The 18,007-nt window shown below is 71.6% G+C and carries 19 protein-coding genes; 6 read left to right on the top strand and 13 right to left on the bottom strand.

Features of this window, described 5'->3' with window-relative positions; genetic code table 11:
• The first annotated feature begins 129 nt into the window (after positions 1 to 129).
• On the top strand, positions 130 to 1,035 hold the full coding sequence (locus AB0M83_RS10260; RefSeq protein ID WP_364515296.1) for an oxidoreductase: 906 nt from the start codon (positions 130 to 132) through the stop codon (positions 1,033 to 1,035).
• A 40-nt stretch (positions 1,036 to 1,075) separates the two neighbouring features.
• Here AB0M83_RS10260 and AB0M83_RS10255 read toward each other — a convergent pair whose 3' ends face one another.
• The 3 genes from AB0M83_RS10255 to AB0M83_RS10245 all read right to left on the bottom strand — a co-directional run bounded on the left by AB0M83_RS10255 (position 1,076) and on the right by AB0M83_RS10245 (position 3,428).
• The gene (locus AB0M83_RS10255; RefSeq protein WP_364515293.1) at positions 1,076 to 1,966 is read right to left on the bottom strand and encodes a TIGR03619 family F420-dependent LLM class oxidoreductase; all 891 of its coding nucleotides are present in this window, start codon (positions 1,964 to 1,966) and stop codon (positions 1,076 to 1,078) included.
• Positions 1,967 to 2,027: 61 nt separating this feature from the next.
• Complete coding sequence (locus AB0M83_RS10250) at positions 2,028 to 2,651, bottom strand: NAD(P)-binding domain-containing protein (RefSeq protein WP_364515290.1); 624 nt, start codon at positions 2,649 to 2,651, stop codon at positions 2,028 to 2,030.
• A gap of 42 nt (positions 2,652 to 2,693) precedes the next feature.
• Positions 2,694 to 3,428: an SDR family oxidoreductase gene (locus AB0M83_RS10245; RefSeq protein ID WP_364515287.1), complete on the bottom strand. Its 735-nt coding sequence runs from the start codon at positions 3,426 to 3,428 to the stop codon at positions 2,694 to 2,696.
• Between the two features lie 136 nt (positions 3,429 to 3,564).
• Here AB0M83_RS10245 and AB0M83_RS10240 point away from each other — a divergent pair, with 136 nt between their 5' ends.
• Complete coding sequence (locus AB0M83_RS10240) at positions 3,565 to 4,167, top strand: TetR/AcrR family transcriptional regulator (protein WP_364515284.1); 603 nt, start codon at positions 3,565 to 3,567, stop codon at positions 4,165 to 4,167.
• Positions 4,168 to 4,173: 6 nt separating this feature from the next.
• Here AB0M83_RS10240 and AB0M83_RS10235 read toward each other — a convergent pair whose 3' ends face one another.
• From AB0M83_RS10235 to AB0M83_RS10195, 9 genes are all read right to left on the bottom strand, one after another.
• Entirely contained in the window at positions 4,174 to 5,580 is a 1,407-nt protein-coding gene (locus AB0M83_RS10235; RefSeq protein WP_364515282.1) for an NADH-quinone oxidoreductase subunit N, read from the bottom strand.
• 5 nt (positions 5,581 to 5,585) lie between these two features.
• Positions 5,586 to 7,064, bottom strand: coding sequence for an NADH-quinone oxidoreductase subunit M (locus AB0M83_RS10230; RefSeq protein ID WP_364515279.1), 1,479 nt, complete (start codon positions 7,062 to 7,064; stop codon positions 5,586 to 5,588).
• Between the two features lie 17 nt (positions 7,065 to 7,081).
• On the bottom strand, positions 7,082 to 8,896 hold the full coding sequence (locus AB0M83_RS10225) for a proton-conducting transporter membrane subunit (RefSeq protein ID WP_364515276.1): 1,815 nt from the start codon (positions 8,894 to 8,896) through the stop codon (positions 7,082 to 7,084).
• 4 nt (positions 8,897 to 8,900) lie between these two features.
• The gene (gene nuoK, locus AB0M83_RS10220) at positions 8,901 to 9,206 is read right to left on the bottom strand and encodes an NADH-quinone oxidoreductase subunit NuoK (protein WP_364515274.1); all 306 of its coding nucleotides are present in this window, start codon (positions 9,204 to 9,206) and stop codon (positions 8,901 to 8,903) included.
• The gene (locus tag AB0M83_RS10215) at positions 9,203 to 9,766 is read right to left on the bottom strand and encodes an NADH-quinone oxidoreductase subunit J (protein WP_364515271.1); all 564 of its coding nucleotides are present in this window, start codon (positions 9,764 to 9,766) and stop codon (positions 9,203 to 9,205) included. The genes nuoK and AB0M83_RS10215 overlap by 4 nt, the downstream gene beginning before the upstream one ends.
• Before the next feature lie 18 nt (positions 9,767 to 9,784).
• Entirely contained in the window at positions 9,785 to 10,714 is a 930-nt protein-coding gene (locus AB0M83_RS10210; protein WP_364515268.1) for a complex I subunit 1 family protein, read from the bottom strand.
• The gene (locus tag AB0M83_RS10205) at positions 10,707 to 11,744 is read right to left on the bottom strand and encodes a hypothetical protein (protein ID WP_364515265.1); all 1,038 of its coding nucleotides are present in this window, start codon (positions 11,742 to 11,744) and stop codon (positions 10,707 to 10,709) included. Before AB0M83_RS10205 ends, AB0M83_RS10210 begins: the two co-directional genes overlap by 8 nt.
• Positions 11,735 to 12,076, bottom strand: coding sequence for an NADH-quinone oxidoreductase subunit A (locus AB0M83_RS10200; protein WP_364515262.1), 342 nt, complete (start codon positions 12,074 to 12,076; stop codon positions 11,735 to 11,737). The genes AB0M83_RS10205 and AB0M83_RS10200 overlap by 10 nt, the downstream gene beginning before the upstream one ends.
• A gap of 191 nt (positions 12,077 to 12,267) precedes the next feature.
• On the bottom strand, positions 12,268 to 13,320 hold the full coding sequence (locus tag AB0M83_RS10195; RefSeq protein WP_364515259.1) for an NlpC/P60 family protein: 1,053 nt from the start codon (positions 13,318 to 13,320) through the stop codon (positions 12,268 to 12,270).
• A gap of 580 nt (positions 13,321 to 13,900) precedes the next feature.
• On the opposite strand from AB0M83_RS10195, the gene AB0M83_RS10190 reads away from it, so the two are divergent.
• The 4 genes from AB0M83_RS10190 to AB0M83_RS10175 are packed head-to-tail and all read left to right on the top strand — an operon-like array spanning position 13,901 to position 17,628.
• Entirely contained in the window at positions 13,901 to 14,182 is a 282-nt protein-coding gene (locus AB0M83_RS10190) for a metal-sensitive transcriptional regulator (RefSeq protein WP_364515256.1), read from the top strand.
• Between the two features lie 26 nt (positions 14,183 to 14,208).
• Complete coding sequence (locus tag AB0M83_RS10185; protein ID WP_364515253.1) at positions 14,209 to 14,415, top strand: heavy-metal-associated domain-containing protein; 207 nt, start codon at positions 14,209 to 14,211, stop codon at positions 14,413 to 14,415.
• Positions 14,416 to 14,445: 30 nt separating this feature from the next.
• Complete coding sequence (locus AB0M83_RS10180) at positions 14,446 to 15,357, top strand: hypothetical protein (protein ID WP_364515250.1); 912 nt, start codon at positions 14,446 to 14,448, stop codon at positions 15,355 to 15,357.
• An 18-nt stretch (positions 15,358 to 15,375) separates the two neighbouring features.
• Positions 15,376 to 17,628, top strand: coding sequence for a heavy metal translocating P-type ATPase (locus AB0M83_RS10175; RefSeq protein WP_364515247.1), 2,253 nt, complete (start codon positions 15,376 to 15,378; stop codon positions 17,626 to 17,628).
• A gap of 4 nt (positions 17,629 to 17,632) precedes the next feature.
• Here the strand turns inward: AB0M83_RS10175 and AB0M83_RS10170 are convergent, their stop codons facing one another.
• Entirely contained in the window at positions 17,633 to 17,992 is a 360-nt protein-coding gene (locus AB0M83_RS10170; protein ID WP_364515244.1) for a hypothetical protein, read from the bottom strand.
• Positions 17,993 to 18,007: the final 15 nt, after the last annotated feature.

Below are 18,007 nucleotides of genomic sequence, written 5' to 3'. Positions count from 1 at the left end.
CCCTCCATTGTGACTCCCGCGCGGAAGCCCAAGGTGGTTCTCGCGGACCCAGGCAACCGAGTCCGACCGAGATCGCCCGGACAGCTCCTAACGTCGTCGGAACAGAGCACCGACCCCCAGGAGCAGCAGATGACCGGATGGACCGCCGACCGCATCCCCGACCAGCGCGGCCGCGTCGCCGTCGTGACCGGCGCGAACTCGGGCCTCGGCCTGGTCACCGCCACCGAACTGGCCCGCCACGGCGCCCACGTCGTCCTCGCCGTCCGCAACACCGCCGCCGGCGAGCAGGCCGCTCGCCGGATCGACGGCGACACCGAGGTGCGCGAGCTGGACCTGGCTTCCCTCGACTCGGTACGCGCGTTCGCCGCCAAGCTGGCCGTCGACCACCCGGCGATCGACCTGCTGGTCAACAACGCCGGCGTGGTCCTGCTCGGCCCGCGCCGCACCTCGGCCGACGGCTTCGAGCTGCAGTTCGCCACCAACGTGCTGGGCCACTTCGCCCTAACCGGCCTGCTGCTCGAAAACCTGGCCGCGGCGCGGGAGGCCCGGGTGGTCAGCCTCAGCTCGATCACCCACAAGAACGCGCACCTGGACTTCGACGACCTGATGTCCGAACGGGGCTACCGGGCCACGGCCGCCTACGGCCGGTCCAAGCTCGCCACCACGCTCTTCGGTCTCGAGCTGGACCGCCGCCTGCGCGCCGCCGGATCGCCGATCGCCAGCGTGCTGGCCCACCCGGGGCTCACCCGGACCAACCTGACCCCGCGTGCCTGGGAGCACCGCGGCCGGGCCGGGCAGGTGATCGCGCGCATCGGCCTGGTGGCCACCCAGTCCGTGGAAAGAGGCGCGTTGCCGCAGTTGCACGCCGCCACCGCGCCCGGCGTGCGGGGCGGCCAGTTCTTCGGCCCGGCCGGGCTCGGGGAGACGCGCGGCCGGGTGACCGAGGCCCGGCTCAGCCGGGACGCGGCCGACCCGGCCATCGGCAGGCGGTTCTGGGCCGCGGCCGAGGAACTGACCGGCGTCAGCTACCTCTGAACGCTGTCAGTCTACTTTGGACAGAAGGGTGCTCGGGTGGTCATAGCCTGCCGGTGCGGGCGATCACCTCGCCGGCGAAGTCCAGGGTCTGCTCAAGGCTGGGGAACGCCGCGAAGGCATCCACGAACGCCTCGTCGACACCGGCGTCGGCGAAGCGCTTGAGCTTGCCGGCCAGCGAGCCGGCGGACGTGCCCGGTTCGAGGTTGATCCGCATGGCCGTCTTCAGCGCGTCGGGATCGCGGCCGGCGTCCTGCGCCGCGCGGCGGGCAACGTCCCACAAGTGGTCGGCGACCTCGTCCGGCAGCCCCTCGAACCCGAGCCGGCCGACGCCGCTGCGCCCGACGCGGCGCATCGCGGCCTCGCTGGCGCCGCCGATCCAGATCGGCGGTCCGCCCGCCTGGACGGGGCGCAGGTCGGCGTGCACCGGCGGCAAGGAGAGGAACTCGCTTTCCCAGGACACCGGAGTGGTCGTCCACCACGCGTGCAGGAACGCCAGCAGGTCGTCGAGCAGCTTGCCGCGCCGGTACCAGTCCGCACGGCGGGTGAGGTCGTACTCGTCCTTCATCCACCCCAGCCCCACGCCGACGTCGAGGCGGCCGTCGCTGAGCACGTCGAGCGTGGTCAGCAGCCGCGCGAGGTGCGGCGGCTCGTAGTAGAACGTGCTGAGCGTGCTGGCGTTGAGCCGCATCCGGCTGGTCGCCGTGGCGGCGACGGTCCACAGCAGCAGCGGATCGAGGTACCGGGTCATCTGCGGCGGGTACGGCTGCTCCGCGCCCGGGTAGACGCTGTGCATTTCGACCGGCGTGACCAGGCGGTCGCCGACCCACAGCGTGTCGTAGCCGAGGTCTTCGAGGCCGCGGCAGTACGCGCTCAGGCCGGCGGCGCCGCTGACCGCGGAGCCGACGATGGGAATGGCGAAACCGAGCTTCATCGCGAGAATCCTTTTCGGACGGACCGTGGCCGGTCGGCGGTGCTGTCGAGGGCGGTACGGCTCAGCCGGGAAGTTCGGTGACGCTGAGGGCGAAGTCCCAGTTCCCCACGCCGTGGCGGGCGAGGCCCATCGTCAGCACGCCCGCTCCTTCCAGCCAGTACGCCATTTCCAGGCCGCCGACGTCGAGCGGACGCAGCCCGAGGCTCTCGACGAACGCCTCCACGCTCGCCTTCGCCTGCGTGTCGTCGCCGGCGAGGAAGACGGCGGGGCGGCCCTTTTCGAGGACATGGCGGAAGATCGTGTTGAAGGCCTTCACCACGTTGGCGCTCGCCGGGGCCGCCTTGGCGACCTCCTGCGCGATCGAGGTGCCCTCGCCGTGGGCCAGCCCGTCGGCCGCGGCATTGAACGGGTTGCTGATTTCGACGATGACCTTGCCCGCGAGGGCGTCGCCGTAGTGGGTCACGACCGGAACGACGCCGGCGTAGAGCAAGGCCACGACGACGATGTCCCCGGCCGGGACGGTGCCCCATTCTCCGGTCGTGGCGCCGCCGCCGAGAGCCTGGGCCAGGTCGGCGGCTTTGGCCTGATCGCGGCCCATGACCTCGACGGTGTTGCCGCCCGCCACCGCCAGCGTGCCGATGGTGCGGGCCATGTTCCCGGTGCCGATGATGCTGATGCTGCTCATGGTTTGTCCCGTCTTTGACTGACGCTGGAAAGGGTTGCCTGTTCAGATCGCCGCGGTGCCGCCGTCGACGGCCAGTTCCATCCCGTTCACGTAGCTCGAGTCGTCCGAGGCGAGGAACAGCGCGACCGACGCGATCTCCTCGGGGCGGCCCATTTCTCCCCGCGGGATCAGGGACTCGAACTGCCGCTTCGTGGCCTCGTCGAACAACTCCTCCTGCTTCGGCGTGGCGACCTGGCCGGGGGTCAGCACGTTCACCCGGATCCGCCGGTCCTTCAACTCCGACAGCCACACGCGGGCGTAGGCCTGCTGCACGGCCTTGCTCGCCGCATACACGCTCCACTCGGGATAACCCTTGAGCGAAGCGTTCGACCCGGTCATGAAGATCGAGCCGCCGTCGTTGAACAGCGGCAGCGCTTTCTGCACCGTGAACAGCGTGCCGCGCGCGTTGAGCCCGAAGGCGGCGTCGAAGTGCTCCTCGGTGATCTCGCCGAGCCGGCGCTGCTCGCCCGTCCCGGCGCTGGCCCACAGCACGTCGATCGCGCCCTTTTCCCGCTTGACCGTGTCGAACAACCGGTCCAGGTCCGCCAGGTCGGCCGCGTCGCCCCGCACGCCGGTGACGTTCCGGCCGATCTGCTCGACGGCGTCGTCCAGCGCTTCCTGCCGCCGGCCCGAGATGAAGACGTGCGCGCCTTCGTCGACGAACAGCTTGGCGCCGGCCAGCGCCATGCCGCTCGTTCCGCCGGTGATCACGGCGACCTTGCCATCGAGCTTTCCCACGAGCACTCCAGTGATTGGACGAATCTTCGACCCGGTGCCGACTATGTACACCGATCGGTGTCCTTAACGTAGCGGACGGCCGCGCGGGCCGCAAGCTATGTACACCGGGCGTTACCCATTGAGCTATGCTCGGGGTATGACGGAGTTGGAGAAGGGCCCTCAAGGCCTGCGTCGCGGCAGGGGCGCGCGCGAGCGCATCCTCAGCGCGTCACTACGACTGTTCCGTGAGCAAGGCATCAACCAGACCGGCATGGACCAGCTGTGCGCGGAGGCCCAGGTGTCGAAGCGCACGGCCTACCAGCACTTCGCCGGCAAGGACGAGCTCGTCGACGAATACCTGCGCCGGTTCGATCCCGGCGTCATGGCGGCGGTGTTCGATCGCCCTGACCTCACCCCGCGCGAACGGCTCCTCGCGGCCTTCGACCTGCCGACGACCGCGACGCAGGACGACATCACGCCCCTGTGTCCCTTCATCGCGGCGTCCGTCGAAATCCCCGACCCGCACCACCCCGTACGGCAGCGCGCACACGACTACAAATTGGCCGTCGCCGCGCGGCTCGCCGCGACCGCACGCGAAGCCGGCGCCGTCAACCCCGACCAGCTCGGCGAACAACTGGCACTACTCCTCGACGGTGCCTCGGCCCGCAACCGGGCCCTCAACACCGAAACGTTCCCCACCGCCGCCGCCATCGCCGCCGTCCTGATCGACAACGCGATTTCGGCGCCCGCCGGGCGGTGAGAGCCTTCACATCAGCGCGAGTGCACCGCGGAACGAGGCGAGCAGGAGCCCCGCGAGCGGCCCGGCGATGACCGACGCGGCGGCTGTGACGTAGGCCGTGGTCGCCGACCACGGGTCCACCGCGGGTTCCGTCTCGGCCCCGGCCGGGCGCAGTGCCCCCACGATCCAGCGCAGGTAGTAGAAGAGGCTGGCCACGGTGTTGACGGCGGCCACGACGACGAGCCAGCCGTACCCGCCGTCGAGCGTGGCGGTGAAGACCGTCAGCTTCCCGGCGAACACCGCCGTCGGCGGGGTGCCGACGAGCCCCAGCAGGCAGACCACGAGGCTGACCGCGAGCCACGGCCGGTGGCGCAGCAGCCCGCGGTAGTCGTCGATCGTCTTCGCGCGGGGGAGCGCGCACACGACGGCGAAGGCGCCGAGGTTCGTCAGCGCGTAGGCGGCCAGGTACAGCAGCAGGCTCGGGAGCGCGAGAGAGCCGCGGGTCGCGACGGTGACGGCCATGAGCAGGTAGCCGACCTGGCTGATCGTCGAATACCCGAGCAGCCGGCGCACGTCCTGCTGGAAGAACGCGGCCAGGTTGCCGAGCGTCATGGTCGCCGCGGCGACGATCGCCAGCAGGAGCGGCCAGCCGACCGTCGTGCCGGCCATGGTGGCGGAGACGAGCCGGTAGGCGGCGAGCACACCGCCGATCTTGGGCACGGTGGTGAGGAACGCGGCCGCGGGGGACCGGGTGCCTTCGGTGACGTCCGGCACCCAGAAGTGCGCCGGCACCGCGCCCATCTTGAACAGCAGCCCGGCGAGCACGCCGACGAACCCGACGGCGACCGCGGCCGTGGGGGCGGCCCCGAGATCGAGTTCGGCGTACGCGCTCGCGCCGCCGACTCCGAAGAGCACCGTCGCGCCGGCCAGCATCGTGATGCCCAGCAGCGCGCCGAGCAAGTAGAACTTCAACGCGCCCTCGGTGCCGAGGTCGTCTTTGGCGAACCCGGCGATGGCGTAGAGCGGGATGCTGGCGAGCAGGTAGCCGGCCACGAGCAGCAGCAGGTCGTTCGCGCCGGTCAGCACGATCGTGCCGAGCGCGGCGAGCAGGATCAGGACGTAGAGCTCGCTCTCCCGCGGCGAGGACCGGAACTCCCCGGCGGTGACGCCCAAGGTCAGCAGGACGGCGACCAGGACGATGGCCCGTCCGGCGTTGGTGGCGACGTCGATCGCGTAGGTGCCGCCGAAGACCGTCCGGGGCGAGCCGGACCAGACCGCGATGGTCGCGGCGAGGGCGCCGGCGCACGTGAGGGCGGTCAGCAGCCGGACCGGCCACTGCCGGTGCCGCGGGAGGTAGGACCCGAGCAGCAGCCCGGCGACCGCGGCCAGCGCGAGGATGATCTCGGGGAGCAGCGCCAGGGGATCCTCGTTCATCAGCGTCACCTGGCCAGCAGGTCGAGAACCGACCGCGAAGCCGGTTCGATCACGTCGAGCAGGAACCGCGGGAAGACGCCCACGACGACGGCCAGCACCAGCAGCGGCGTGATCGAGACGCCTTCGGCGACCGTGAGGTCGGCGGCCGGGGTGCCGGGCTTGCCGAGGAAGAGCTTCTGGAAGGCACGCAGGAACAACGCGGCGGTCACGAGGATGCCGAGGAAGGCGAGCACCGTGGCCACCGGCGCGGCACCGAGCGACCCGGTGAAGATCTGGAACTCGGCGATGAAGCCGGAAAACCCCGGCAGGCCGAGGGACGCGAACGCCGCGGCGGCGGTCAGCCCGGCGAACCGGGGCGCGCTCCCCGCGAGCCCGCCGTAGCGGTCCAGGTCGTAGGTGCCGCCGCGCTCGTAAAGGACTCCGGCGAGGAGGAACAACGCGCCGGTGATCAAGCCGTGGCTGACCATCTGCGTGACCGCGCCGGTGACCGCGAGCTGGCGTGCTTCGGCCGCCGAGTGCGCGACGAGACCGGCCGCGCCGATGGCCAGCACGATGTACCCCATGTGGTTGACCGAGGTGTAGGCGACCATGCGTTTGAAGTCACGCTGGCCGAGCGCGACCAGCGCTCCATAAAGGACACTGACGACACCGACCACGACGAACACCACCGCGTAGCGGCGCCACGTGTCCGGCAGGATCGGCATGGCGATCCGCACGAACCCGTAGGTGCCCATCTTCAGCAGGACCCCGGCCAGGATCGCCGACCCGGCCGCCGGGGCCTCGGTGTGCGCCGGCGGCAGCCACGTGTGGAACGGCACGGTCGGGGTCTTGATCGCGAAGCCGGCGCCGAGAGCCAGCAGCACCAGCCCCGCCGCCCAGCCCTGCCCGGCCAGGGGCGTCTGCCGCGTCAGCTCGACGATGTCGAAGGTGTGCGGCGACGCCGTGACGTACAGCGCGATGAATCCGACGAGCAGCGCCAGCGAACCGACGAACGTGTAGAGGAAGAACTTCAGCGCGGCGCGTGCGGCATCGCGGTGGCCCCAGCCGGCGATCACGAAGTACATGCCCACAATGGACAGATCGAAGAAGACGAAGAACAAGATGAGGTCGAGCGCGACGAACAAGCCGACGCAGACCGTCTCCAAGAACAGGAACAGCACCGCGAACGACCGGATCCGGTCGTCCTGCCGAAGCGAGTACACCGCGCAGGCGAGGAAAAGGACCGCGGTCAACGCGATCAGCGGGAGGCTCAGGCCGTCGACGCCGAGGTGGTAGCCGGAACTGACGCTGGGAATCCACCGCAGGTCGACCTCGTAGGCGTAGCCGTCGCCACCGGGGTAGCCGATCCACAGCGCGACGACCAGGGCGAGCTCCACAATGGACGCACCGATCCACCACCAGCAGACGAACCGGCCGGCGGCACGCGGCACCGCGAGCAGGACGACGGCCGCCACCACCGGCAGGAACACCACGACGCTGAGCACGCGCTACCTCACGTTCGTCAAAGGACCAGCAACAACACGGCGAGCACGCCCAGCGCGACGGCCGCTTGGGCGTAGTAGTGGTGCAGCTGCCCGGTCTGCGGACGCGGCGCCCACCGGCCGAGCGCGCGTGCGCCACCGGCGACTCCGCGGGCGACGGCGTCGAGCGACACCTCGACGCGCAGGCTCGCCAGCCGCCCGAGGGCCGCGCCCGTGGCCGCGGCCACGCGCACGCCGCCGTCGACGACCCGGTCGTCGAACCGGGCGAGGACCACGGCCAGCCGGCCCACCGGCCGCGCCACCGCCGCCCGGGCCACGCGCTCCAGGTGCAGCCAGTCGGCGAGGACACCGATCTCGCGGAACGAGCGCTTCCAGGAGGCCGCGGCCACGACACCGGCCACGGCGATCAGGCCGGACGCGGCCAGTTCGGACCACGTCGGCGCCGGTACCGCCGGACCGCCGACGAGCCGCGAGAACCGTTCGGCCAGGACCGGCAGGCCGCCGATCCCCAGCAGCGCGGCCGCCGCCGCGAGCACCGGCAACGGCCAGAGCAACAGGCGGTTCAGCCGCTCCGGGGCCGCGCCGGCCGGTTTCCACACGATCGCCAGGACCCGGCCGACGTAGACGCCGCTCACCAACGCGGCGGCCAAGCCGGCGACGTACAACGCCGGTGAATCCGCCAAGGCGGTGGCGAGGACCGCGTCCTTGGTGACCCAGATGGACAGCGGCGGGACCCCGGCCAGGGCGAGCGCTCCGACGGTGAAGACGATGCCGAGGAGTGGGTAACGCCGGGCCGCGCCGTCGAGCCGCCGCAGGTCCTTGGTGCCGAGGCCGACGAGCCAGGCCCCGGCCCCGAGGAACAGCAGGCTCTTCGTCGCCGCGTGCGCCACGAGCTGCCCGGTCCCGGCGGCGGGGCCACCCGCACCCGCGGCCAGCACCACGAACCCGAGCTGGGAGCAGGTCGACGCGGCGAGCACCTGCTTGAGATCGCGCTGCACCACCGCGATCGCCCCGAGCACCAGCGCGGTGACGACGCCGAGCCAGGCCACCACGGTGGGCGCCCACGTCGTGGCCGCCAGCAGCGGTTCGAGCCGGATCAGCAGGTAGGCCCCGGCCGCGACCATCGTCGCCGAATGCAGCAGCGCCGAGACCGGGCTCGGGCCGTCCATCGCCCGGGAGAGCCAGAAGCTGAACGGCAGCTGCGCGGACTTCCCGGCGGCCGCCAGCACCACACCGGCGACGACCACGTCCCGCCAGCCGCCGGCCGCGGCCGGGAGCCCGGCCAGCGTGAGACTCGCGACGCCGCCCGCCACCGCGGCCCCGGCCGCGAGGTACAGCCCGAGGTCGGCCGCGCGGGTGGTGAGGAACGCGATCGCGCCGGAGTCCACGCGGTGGTCTTCGCGCCACCAGAACCCGATCAAGGCGTAGGAACAGGCGCCCATGACCTCCCACGCCATCAGCAGCACGACGAGGTCCCGGGCGGTGACGGTCACCAGCATCGCCCCGGCGAAGACCAGCATCAGGCCGTGAAAGCGGGCGCGGGACTCGGCGGCGCCGAACTCGCCGGCCGCGAACACCAGCACGGCCACCAGGACCACGGCGACGGTGAGCACCATGACCGCCGACAACCCGTCCACGGCGAGCCCGATCCGCAGCCCCGCCAGCAGTGGCGCGGAGACCTCGGGGCGGGTCACCGCGGCGAACACCGCCAGCACGAGGGTCAGGCCCGCGGCTCCGACCCCTACGGCCGGGGCGACGCGGCCGGCCGGGCGTCCGGTGACCAGCAAGGCGGCCCCGGTGACCAGGGGGAGCGCTATCAGCAGCCATAGCGTCATCAGCTCAGCCCTTGAGGTCCGCGGCGGAGTCGGTCAGGTCCACGTCGCGTCGGCGGAAGATCGCGGTCGTCACGGCGAAGCCGATCGCCATGTCGACCGCCATCAGCGTCACCGCGACCAGGACGACGACCTGACCGTCCGGGCGCGTGGGCGAGGCGAAGTACCAGAAAGCCGCGCCGCCCACGATGACCGCGTTGGCCATCAGCTCCAGCCCCATCATGACCATCACGATGGACTGCTGGGACAGCGCACCGTAGAGGCCGACGCTGAACAGCGCCGCGGCCAGCAGCAGATACTCCTGCAGCGTCATCGGTCCAAGCCTCCTCGCACCGGGTCGTCCGGCCGTTTCGCGCGGAGGCCGTCGCCGTAGCGGTCGTAGCGGCCGCGGTGGGTGGCGAGCACGACGGTGGCGACCATCGTGGCGAACAGGCACAGCCCGAGCACCATCATCACCAGCATCTTCGACCCCATCAGCGCCTCGCCGAGTGCGCGCGTCGGGTCCGCCGGGCGTGGCTGGTCCGAGGTCGGCCACGGGATGAGGAGGATGCCGGTGGCGAGCGCGGCGAACACCCCGCCCGCGATGGCCAGCGAGCCCTTCCGGTTGTGCACCATGGTCATCGGCATCAGCCCGGCCGGGTTCATCATGTACATGATCATGAAGACGACCATGACGACCATCTCCATGATCATCATGAGGACGACGAGCATGCCGAGGTAGGCCAGGTTCAGCAGCAGGATCGTGCCGGCCGCGAAGAAGAAGGACGCCAGCAGCGCGAACGTCGCACGCGCCATCGAATCCACACGGAACACCGCCACGCCGGTCACGACCGCGCCGGCCGCGCACACCCAGAAGACTATCTGTGTCCACATGCGACAGTGCTCCTTTCGTCAGCGGGCGAGGACGACGACGGCGACCACCAGGGCCTGGAGGAGGGTCACCGGGATGAGCACGACCCAGGCGATCTCCTGGTAGCGCTCCATCCGCAACGCGGGGATCCGGCGCTTGACCCATACCAGCAGGGCGAGCACGGCCAGGGTCTTCAGCAGGGACCACAGCCACGCGGGCAGCACCGGGCCGGCACCCCCGCCGAGGAACAACGGCACCGCGAACGCCGCCCCCGAGGTCAGCAGCAGCCACCGGGCGGCCACGAACACCAGCCGGTCCACTCCGGACAGTTCGGCCGACGCGCCCCCGGCGGCGTCCGCGCCGACCGGCTGGTCGAACGGCCCCCAGAAGGACATGGCCAGCACCGACAGCAGGTAGACGGCGAACGCGACCGGCATCCACACCACGAACCACACCGGGTCCTGGGCCGCCACGACGTCGGCCACCCGCAGCGAACCGGCCCCGAGCGCCGCGGTGATCAGCGCGAACATGTGCGGCAGCTCGTAAGCCAGGCCCTGCGCGATGAACCGGTAGCCGCCGACCAGGCCGTACGCCGAGTTGGCGCCCCAGCCGACCAGCCACACGGCCGCCCACGCCACGGCCTCCATCGCGTTGAACCAGACGATCCCGATCGACAGGTCCGCCACCGCCCACCGCCCGAGCGGCGTCACCAGCGAGGCGAGCACCGCGGCCGGCAGCAGCGCGAGGGCACCGCCACGCGCGAGGAGGACGTCGGCCCCGACCGTGCGGCGGCGTTGCTGGACGAGCAGCCCGCCGGCTTCGCGCAGCGGCAGCGTCACGGCGGCCCGCGGGCCGGGTCCGCCGCTCGCCCGGTCGTGCAGGACGGCGTCCCCCGACGCGGTCGCCGCGGCCAAGGCCGCGAGCACGACGGGCAGCAGCAGGCCGCCCCACCACGGGAGTTCGTCAACCATGGGACACCCGCAGGCGCTCGAGGTCGGGATCGAGGCTCGCGACGACCAGCCGGGCCGTCGCGAATTCGGTTCCGGTCAGCAGGCTCGGCAGGGCGTCGAGGATTTCGGCCGGATCTTCGGTGGCAGTCGAGTCCGAGGCGCCTGCGGCTGTTGCCTGGTCGATCCAGTGAGTCAGGCGGTCCAGCGCGTCGGAGCCGGCATGGGCGCCGATCCCGGTCAAGGACCACCGCAGGACCCGCGAGCGGCGGACTCGCCTCGCCCAGCGCGCGAACCGCGCTTCGACGTCAGCGCCGGACAGCAGGTCGTCACGCAGACGTGCCGCGGTGACGGCGGCGTACTCCCAGCCCGCGATGGTCAGCAGTCGCGCGCAGCTGTCGAGCCGGCGCGCCGCGATCCGGTCGGAAGTCACGCTGTCCCAGAATGGCGCCGGTCCGTGCGCCGCGGTCATCACTGCCTCCGCGGTCGCTTCCTGGATGACGTCGCCCTGCAGGGTTGTGCGCACCAGCAGGCCCGGCGGCCAGGCCGGAAGCAGCGGGCCCAGGGGAACAGCCAGCCGGTCGAGCTTCAGGCCGTCGCGGTCGTCGGCCCGATCGGCCATCGGGACGCCGCCGGGCATCTCCATGTCGGCCATGTCGTGCTCGTGGTGTTCGCCGTGCTGTGCGTGGTCGTGGTGGTCTTCGGCCTTCGCGGCGGCCGGTTCCGGGGTGGACGCCGGGTGCTGCTCGTCCCGCGAGCGCATCCGACGCTCAGCCTCGGACAGCGCGGTTGCAACTTCCGCCGGCGTTTCCAGGCTGACCCGCGCGCGAGGCACCGGGATCTGCTCCCAGACCGCCTCGACGAACGGCGTCATCGCCGGGTCGTCCGGGCCCGTGACGATCAGCAGGTTCGCTTCCGCCGGGTTCAGCGCGGGCCGCCAGCCACGCCGGCGCATCTCCCGCTCGACGGCCAGCCGGACGCCGGTCCCGCCGACCGTGGTGGCGACCAGGGGCCTGACCGGTGTGCGGCTCAGCAGCCAGGTCGTCAGGTCCATCGGAAAACGCCTTCTCGCCAGGCGTACCAGACTCCGGCGAACAGGACGGCGAGGAAGGCGAACATCTCGACGACGGCGGTCGTCCCGACCTCCGCGACGACGAGCGTCCACGGGTACATGAAGACCATCTCCATGTCGAAGGCCAGGAAGACCATCGTGATCGTGTACCACCGGACGTGGTAGCGCGACACCGCGTGCTCGGCCGGTGAACCGCCGGAGAGGAACGGCAGCACGTCCCGGGCCGCCGGCGCGAGCCGGACCAGCCTGGCGATGCCGTACCCGGCGGCGGCCAGCGCGGCGACACCGACGAGCACTACGAGAGCACCTTGCACCGCACCTCCTCGGGCCACGCCGGACCACTGAGCAGCCTAGGGGGGTGAACCGGGCGGAGCACCCCGGAAGCGGATGATACACATACCGGTGGGGGGTACGTGTATTTCAGACCCGATCCGGCCGGGCTGTCGCGGAAACAAAACGGGGTGGCATCGCAGCCGCGATGCCACCCCGTTCCGGTGCTTCGAGGTCAGGCCGTGGGCCGGGTCGCCCCGGCGTACTGGCTCTGCAGCGGGGAAATCTTGACGACGTCACCGCTGGTCGGCGCGTGCACCATCTTCCCGTCGCCGATGTACATGCCGATGTGCGACACCGGCGAGTAGTACGCGACGAGGTCACCGGGCTGCAGCTGGTCGCGGGACACCGGGGTGCCGTACTGCGCCTGCGCCGCGGAGTTGCGGGGCAGGGAGATGCCGGCCTTGCCGTACGCCCAGAGCATCAGCCCCGAACAGTCGAACGTGCCCGGTCCGGTGGCGCCCCAGACGTACGGGCTGCCCAGCTTGCTCAGCGCGGCGTTCACCGCGGTCTGGGCGGCGGCCGTCGGCGCCTTGACGTTGGGCGCCTTCCCGCCGGTGTCGCGCTGGACGGCCTTGTCGGCCGCGCTCAGCGTCTTGTCGGCGGCCTTGACCTGGTCGATCTGGGTGTTGAGCGTCTTCTGCTTGGCCTTGATGTCCTCGGTCAGCTTCGCCGCGGCGTCGCGCGCGTCGGTGGCGCGCTTCGCGGCGTCACTGGCCTTCTCGGCGGCAGCGGTGGATTGCCGGACGGCGTCGGTGAGGTTGCCCACCGCGGCGTTCTTGTCCGTCGCGAGCACTTCCAGGGCCGACGACCGGTCCAGGAAGTCCTGCGTGGACGTGCCGGACAGCAGCGCCGAGAGCTTGTTCAGCTGGACGCCGCTGGTGAACGACGCGCCGGCGAACTCGTCGACCTCGGCCTGGTACTTCTTCTGGTTCTCGCTCGCCGTGGCGGCCTGGTTCTTCGCCGCGTTGACGTCGCCGGTGGCCTTGTCGAGGTCGGCCTGCTTGGCCTTCAGGTCTTCCTGGGCCTTCAGCAGGTCTTCGTTGAGCTTTTCGGCCTGGGCCGCGAGATCGCGGTACTTGGCCAGTGCGTCCGACCCGGTGGGCGGAGCTTGGAGGAAGGGGACTGGGGCGGCGGTGGCCGTCGGCTGGGCGACGGTGACCACGAAGATCACCGAAACTGCTGCCAGGGCACCTGAAACCACGCGCCTGAGGGAATGCGACTGCACGGTCGCGCGGGTCTCCTTTGCTGGTCGTCCGCCGGCCGGCACCCGGGACGAAGAGGTCGGGGGTCCTCTGCTCGCTGTCCCGTCGCGCATCGGCCGCTTTCGGGCAGCTTCAGCTGCACCAGGTGATGCGCGCGGTGTGCTTCCGGTTTCCGGCTTCCCGACAAAGCCTTGCCCGGCGGAGATCTCGCGTCGCCGTCCGTTCGACAGCAGTCGCCGCGAGATCACGGACAGGCTACGAAAGGGACGTCGGCGGCGTCTACCATTCGGGGGAAGAAAGTTCGCCCCATTCGCTTTTGTGCTGGTGGGGAGCGAAAACTCGGCCGGCCAATTGATCACTGTCCGCTAGTGCGGATAGTACTTTCTGCTATCGCGTATAGTAGATCGACTTCGCGGCGATCGCCGGCGGCCGACGATCGGCCGGGCAAGCACCGCACTCTATCCACAGTGGACGTGCATCGTCCACCGGTGGTCCTTCGCGTGGATTTGATCCCCCTTTCGCCGTCGATGGTCCCCATCGTCGCGGGCCTGCTTGAGACGCACGCCACTTGATACCGGTACCCCCTAGGGGTATCTTGAAGGCGTGAACGGATACAGCCACGACAAGGACGCCCTGCTGCAGCGCATGCGACGCGTCGAGGGGCAAGTCCACGGCATCGCCAAGATGATCGACGACGACAAGTACTGCATCGACGTGCTGACGCAGGTCTCGGCCGCGACGAAGGCCCTCGAGGCCGTCGCGCTGGGGTTGCTCGACGACCACCTGCGGCACTGCGTCGCCGAGGCGGCCGCGGAAGGCGGCGATGTCGCGGCCACGAAGGTCGCCGAAGCGAGCGCGGCCATCGCGCGCCTCGTCAAGTCCTGACCCGCATCTCACGGAGGAGAACCGTCATGAGCCAGCGCACTTACACCGTCACCGGCATGACCTGCTCGCACTGCGTCGCCTCGGTCGGCGAGGAGGTCGGCGCGATCGACGGCGTCACCGGCGTCGCGGTCGACCTGCCCACCGGGGCCGTCACCGTCACCAGTGCCGAGCCGATCGACGAAGCGCGGGTCCGCGCCGCCGTCGAGGAGGCCGGTTACACCCTCGCCGGCTGAACCGGCGACCCGAAACCGAGGGAAGTTGCCATGAACACCACAGCACGGCTGGCCGTGTTCGGGGGAGCGCTCGCCCTGCTCGCCGCCGGCGGGTTCGTCGTCGGGAAGACGGCCGGCCCGGTCTCGGCCAGCGAGAACGCCGGCCACGAAGCGGCCATGCCGGACCACGAGGGCATGGCCGCGGCGGACGACCTGCCGGGCGGCCTCGCCTCGAGCAAGGACGGCTACACCTTCGTCCTCGCCAATCCGACGCCGGAACCCGGGCGGTTCTCCTTCACGATCACCGGCCCGGACGGCAAGCCGGTCACCGCCTACGACGTCGAGCACGAGAAGAAGCTGCACTTGATCGTGGTCCGCCGGGATACGGCCGGCTTTCAGCACGTGCACCCGGAACTGGCGCCGGACGGCACCTGGAGCGTCCCGCTGACCCTGCCCACCGCCGGCTCGTACCGGGCGTTCGCCGACTTCGCACCCACCGGCGGGAAGCCGATGACGCTCGGCGCCGACCTCTCGGTCGCCGGGAACTACCAGCCCGCGGCCTACGCGCCCAGCCGCACGGCGCACGTCGACGGCTACACCGTCGAGCTCGCCGGCGACCTGACGGCGGGGAAGACCTCGCCGCTCACGCTGACCGTCAGCCGGGCCGGCGTCCCGGTCACCGACCTGCAGCCCTACCTCGGCGCCTACGGGCACCTGGTCGTGCTGCGCGGCGGTGACCTCGCCTACTTGCACGTCCACCCCGACGGCGAACCGGGCGACGGCAGGACGGCCGCCGGACCGCGGGTGAAGTTCGCCGCCGAAGTCCCCAGCGCGGGCACCTACCGGCTGTTCCTCGACTTCAAGCACGGCGGCGTCGTGCGGACCGCCGACTTCACCCTGACGACCGCCGGAACGCCCGCGCCGACGCCGACGCCGGCGCCCGCCGACGGCCACGGCCACTGACCGCGAAAGGAGACGATCATGACCAGTACCACGGCCGAATCCGGCCCGGTGACCGAGATCGAACTCGCGATCGGTGGCATGACCTGCGCGTCCTGCGCCAACCGCATCGAGCGCAAGCTCAACAAGCTCGACGGCATCACCGCGTCGGTCAACTACGCGACGGAAAAAGCGCGCGTCCACGCTCCCGAAGGCGTCGACCCGGCCACGCTGGTGGCCACGGTCGAAGCCGCCGGGTACCACGCGACGCTGCCCCAGCCGGAAAAGCCCCGGCACGAGGAAGCCGAAGACGATCCCACCAGGCCGTTGCGGCAGCGGCTGATCACCAGCACGGCGCTCGCGGTCCCGGTGATCCTGCTCGCGATGGTGCCCGCGCTGCAGTTCACCTCCTGGCAGTGGATCTCGCTGACGCTGGCGGCGCCGGTCGTGACGTGGGGCGCGTGGCCGTTCCACCGGGCGGCGTGGACGAACCTGCGCCACGGCGCGGCCACAATGGACACGCTCGTGTCGATGGGTGTGCTCGCGGCGTTCGCGTGGTCGCTGTGGGCGCTGCTGTTCGGCACCGCGGGGACGCCGGGGATGGTGCACCCGTTCGAGCTGACGATCGCGCCGTCCGACGGCGCGGGCAACATCTACCTCGAGGTCGCCGCGGGCGTCACGACGTTCATCCTCGCGGGCCGCTACTTCGAGGCGCGGTCCAAGCGCCGCGCCGGCGCCGCGCTGCGGGCGTTGCTCGAGCTGGGCGCGAAGGAAGTCGCCGTGCTGCGCGACGGCGCCGAGGTCCGCGTCCCGGCGTCGGAGCTGGCGGTGGGCGACCGGTTCGTCGTGCGGCCGGGCGAGAAGATCGCCACCGACGGCGTGGTCGAGGACGGCCGGTCCGCGGTCGACGCGTCGATGCTCACCGGCGAGTCGGTGCCGGTGGAGGTCGGCGAGGGCGACGCGGTGACCGGGGCGACCGTCAACGCCGGTGGCCGGCTGGTCGTGCGGGCCACCCGCGTCGGCGCGGACACGCAGCTGGCCCGGATGGCGAAGCTGGTCGAGGACGCCCAGAGCGGCAAGGCCGAGGTCCAGCGCCTGGCCGACCGGGTCTCCGGGGTGTTCGTGCCGATCGTCATCGGCCTGGCGGTCGCGACGCTCGGGTTCTGGCTCGGCACGGACGCCGGCACGGCGGCGGCGTTCACCGCGGCGGTCGCGGTGCTGATCATCGCCTGCCCGTGCGCGCTGGGGCTGGCCACGCCGACGGCGCTGCTCGTCGGGACCGGCCGCGGCGCCCAGCTGGGCGTGCTGATCAAGGGGCCGGAAGTGCTGGAGTCGACCCGCCGCGTCGACACCGTCGTGCTGGACAAGACCGGCACGGTCACCGCCGGCCGGATGACCCTGGTTGGCGTCCACGTCGCCGAGGGTGTCGACGAGGCGGAGCTGCTCCGGCTGGCCGGTGCCCTGGAAGACGCGTCCGAGCACCCGATCGCCGCGGCCATCGCCCGCGGCGCCCGGGACCGTGTCGAGCTGCCCGCCATCGAGGACTTCACGAACGTGGAGGGACTCGGTGTGCAGGGCATCGTCGATGGTCACGCGGTGCTGGTCGGCCGCACGGCGTTGCTGGAGGACTGGAGCCAGCCGCTGCCCGACGAGCTGGCCGCGGCCAAGGTGGCGGCCGAAGAGCGCGGGCACACGGCGGTCGCGGTGGCGTGGGACGGCGCGGCCCGCGGGGTGCTGGTGGTCGCCGACACCGTCAAGCCGACCTCGGCCGAGGCGATCGCGCAGCTGCGCGAGCTTGGGCTGACTCCGGTGCTGTTGACCGGGGACACCACGGCGGTCGCGCGGGCGGTGGCGGCGGAGGTCGGCATCGACGAGGTGATCGCCGAGGTGCTGCCGTCGGGCAAGCTCGACGTCGTCAAGCGGCTGCAGGACGAGGGCAAGGTCGTCGCGATGGTCGGCGACGGCGTGAACGACGCGCCGGCGCTGGCCCAGGCCGATCTGGGGCTGGCGATGGGCACGGGCACGGACGTCGCGATCGAGGCGAGCGACATCACGCTGGTGCGCGGCGACCTGCGCGCGGTGGCCGACGCGATCCGGCTGTCGCGGCGGACGCTGCGGACCATCAAGGGCAACCTGTTCTGGGCGTTCGCCTACAACCTGGCGGCGTTGCCGCTGGCCGCGACGGGGTTGCTGAACCCGATGATCGCGGGCGCGGCGATGGCGTTCAGCTCGGTGTTCGTGGTGGGCAACAGCCTGCGCCTGCGCGGGTTCACCTCCCGCTCGTCCCAGGCCTGACCGCTCAGGGACAGACGAGGGGACTGCCGGCCCCGACCAGGACCACGGCCTTGAGCGCGGTCGCCGGCCGCCGCCCTGCCGACGACGGCGCGGTGTCGAGCCGGATGGCCGTGTCGCCACCCGCCATCGGGAGGGCGCGCCGCGGCCCGTCCACCGCCTGGATCGACAGAAGCGCCGAACGCAGCGGCTCGCGTCCGCAGTGCGCGGCCGCCGCCTGATCGGCGGACAGCTCCACGAGCAGCCGGACGGCCGTGGGGAGGTCGCGCATCAGCGGCACGAAGCGCACCGTCCGGCCCAGCACCACCGAACAGCCGGTGAGCAGGTGGTGGTGGCCCCGCACGTGGGCTCGCTCGTGCGCCGGCACGGCGCTCAGCTCCCG

This window comes from Amycolatopsis sp. NPDC051106 (assembly GCF_040682775.1).
Lineage (GTDB): Bacteria > Actinomycetota > Actinomycetes > Mycobacteriales > Pseudonocardiaceae > Amycolatopsis.
Note: the sequence above shows the minus strand (reverse complement) of the source record. Positions and strands in the feature narration are given on the sequence as shown.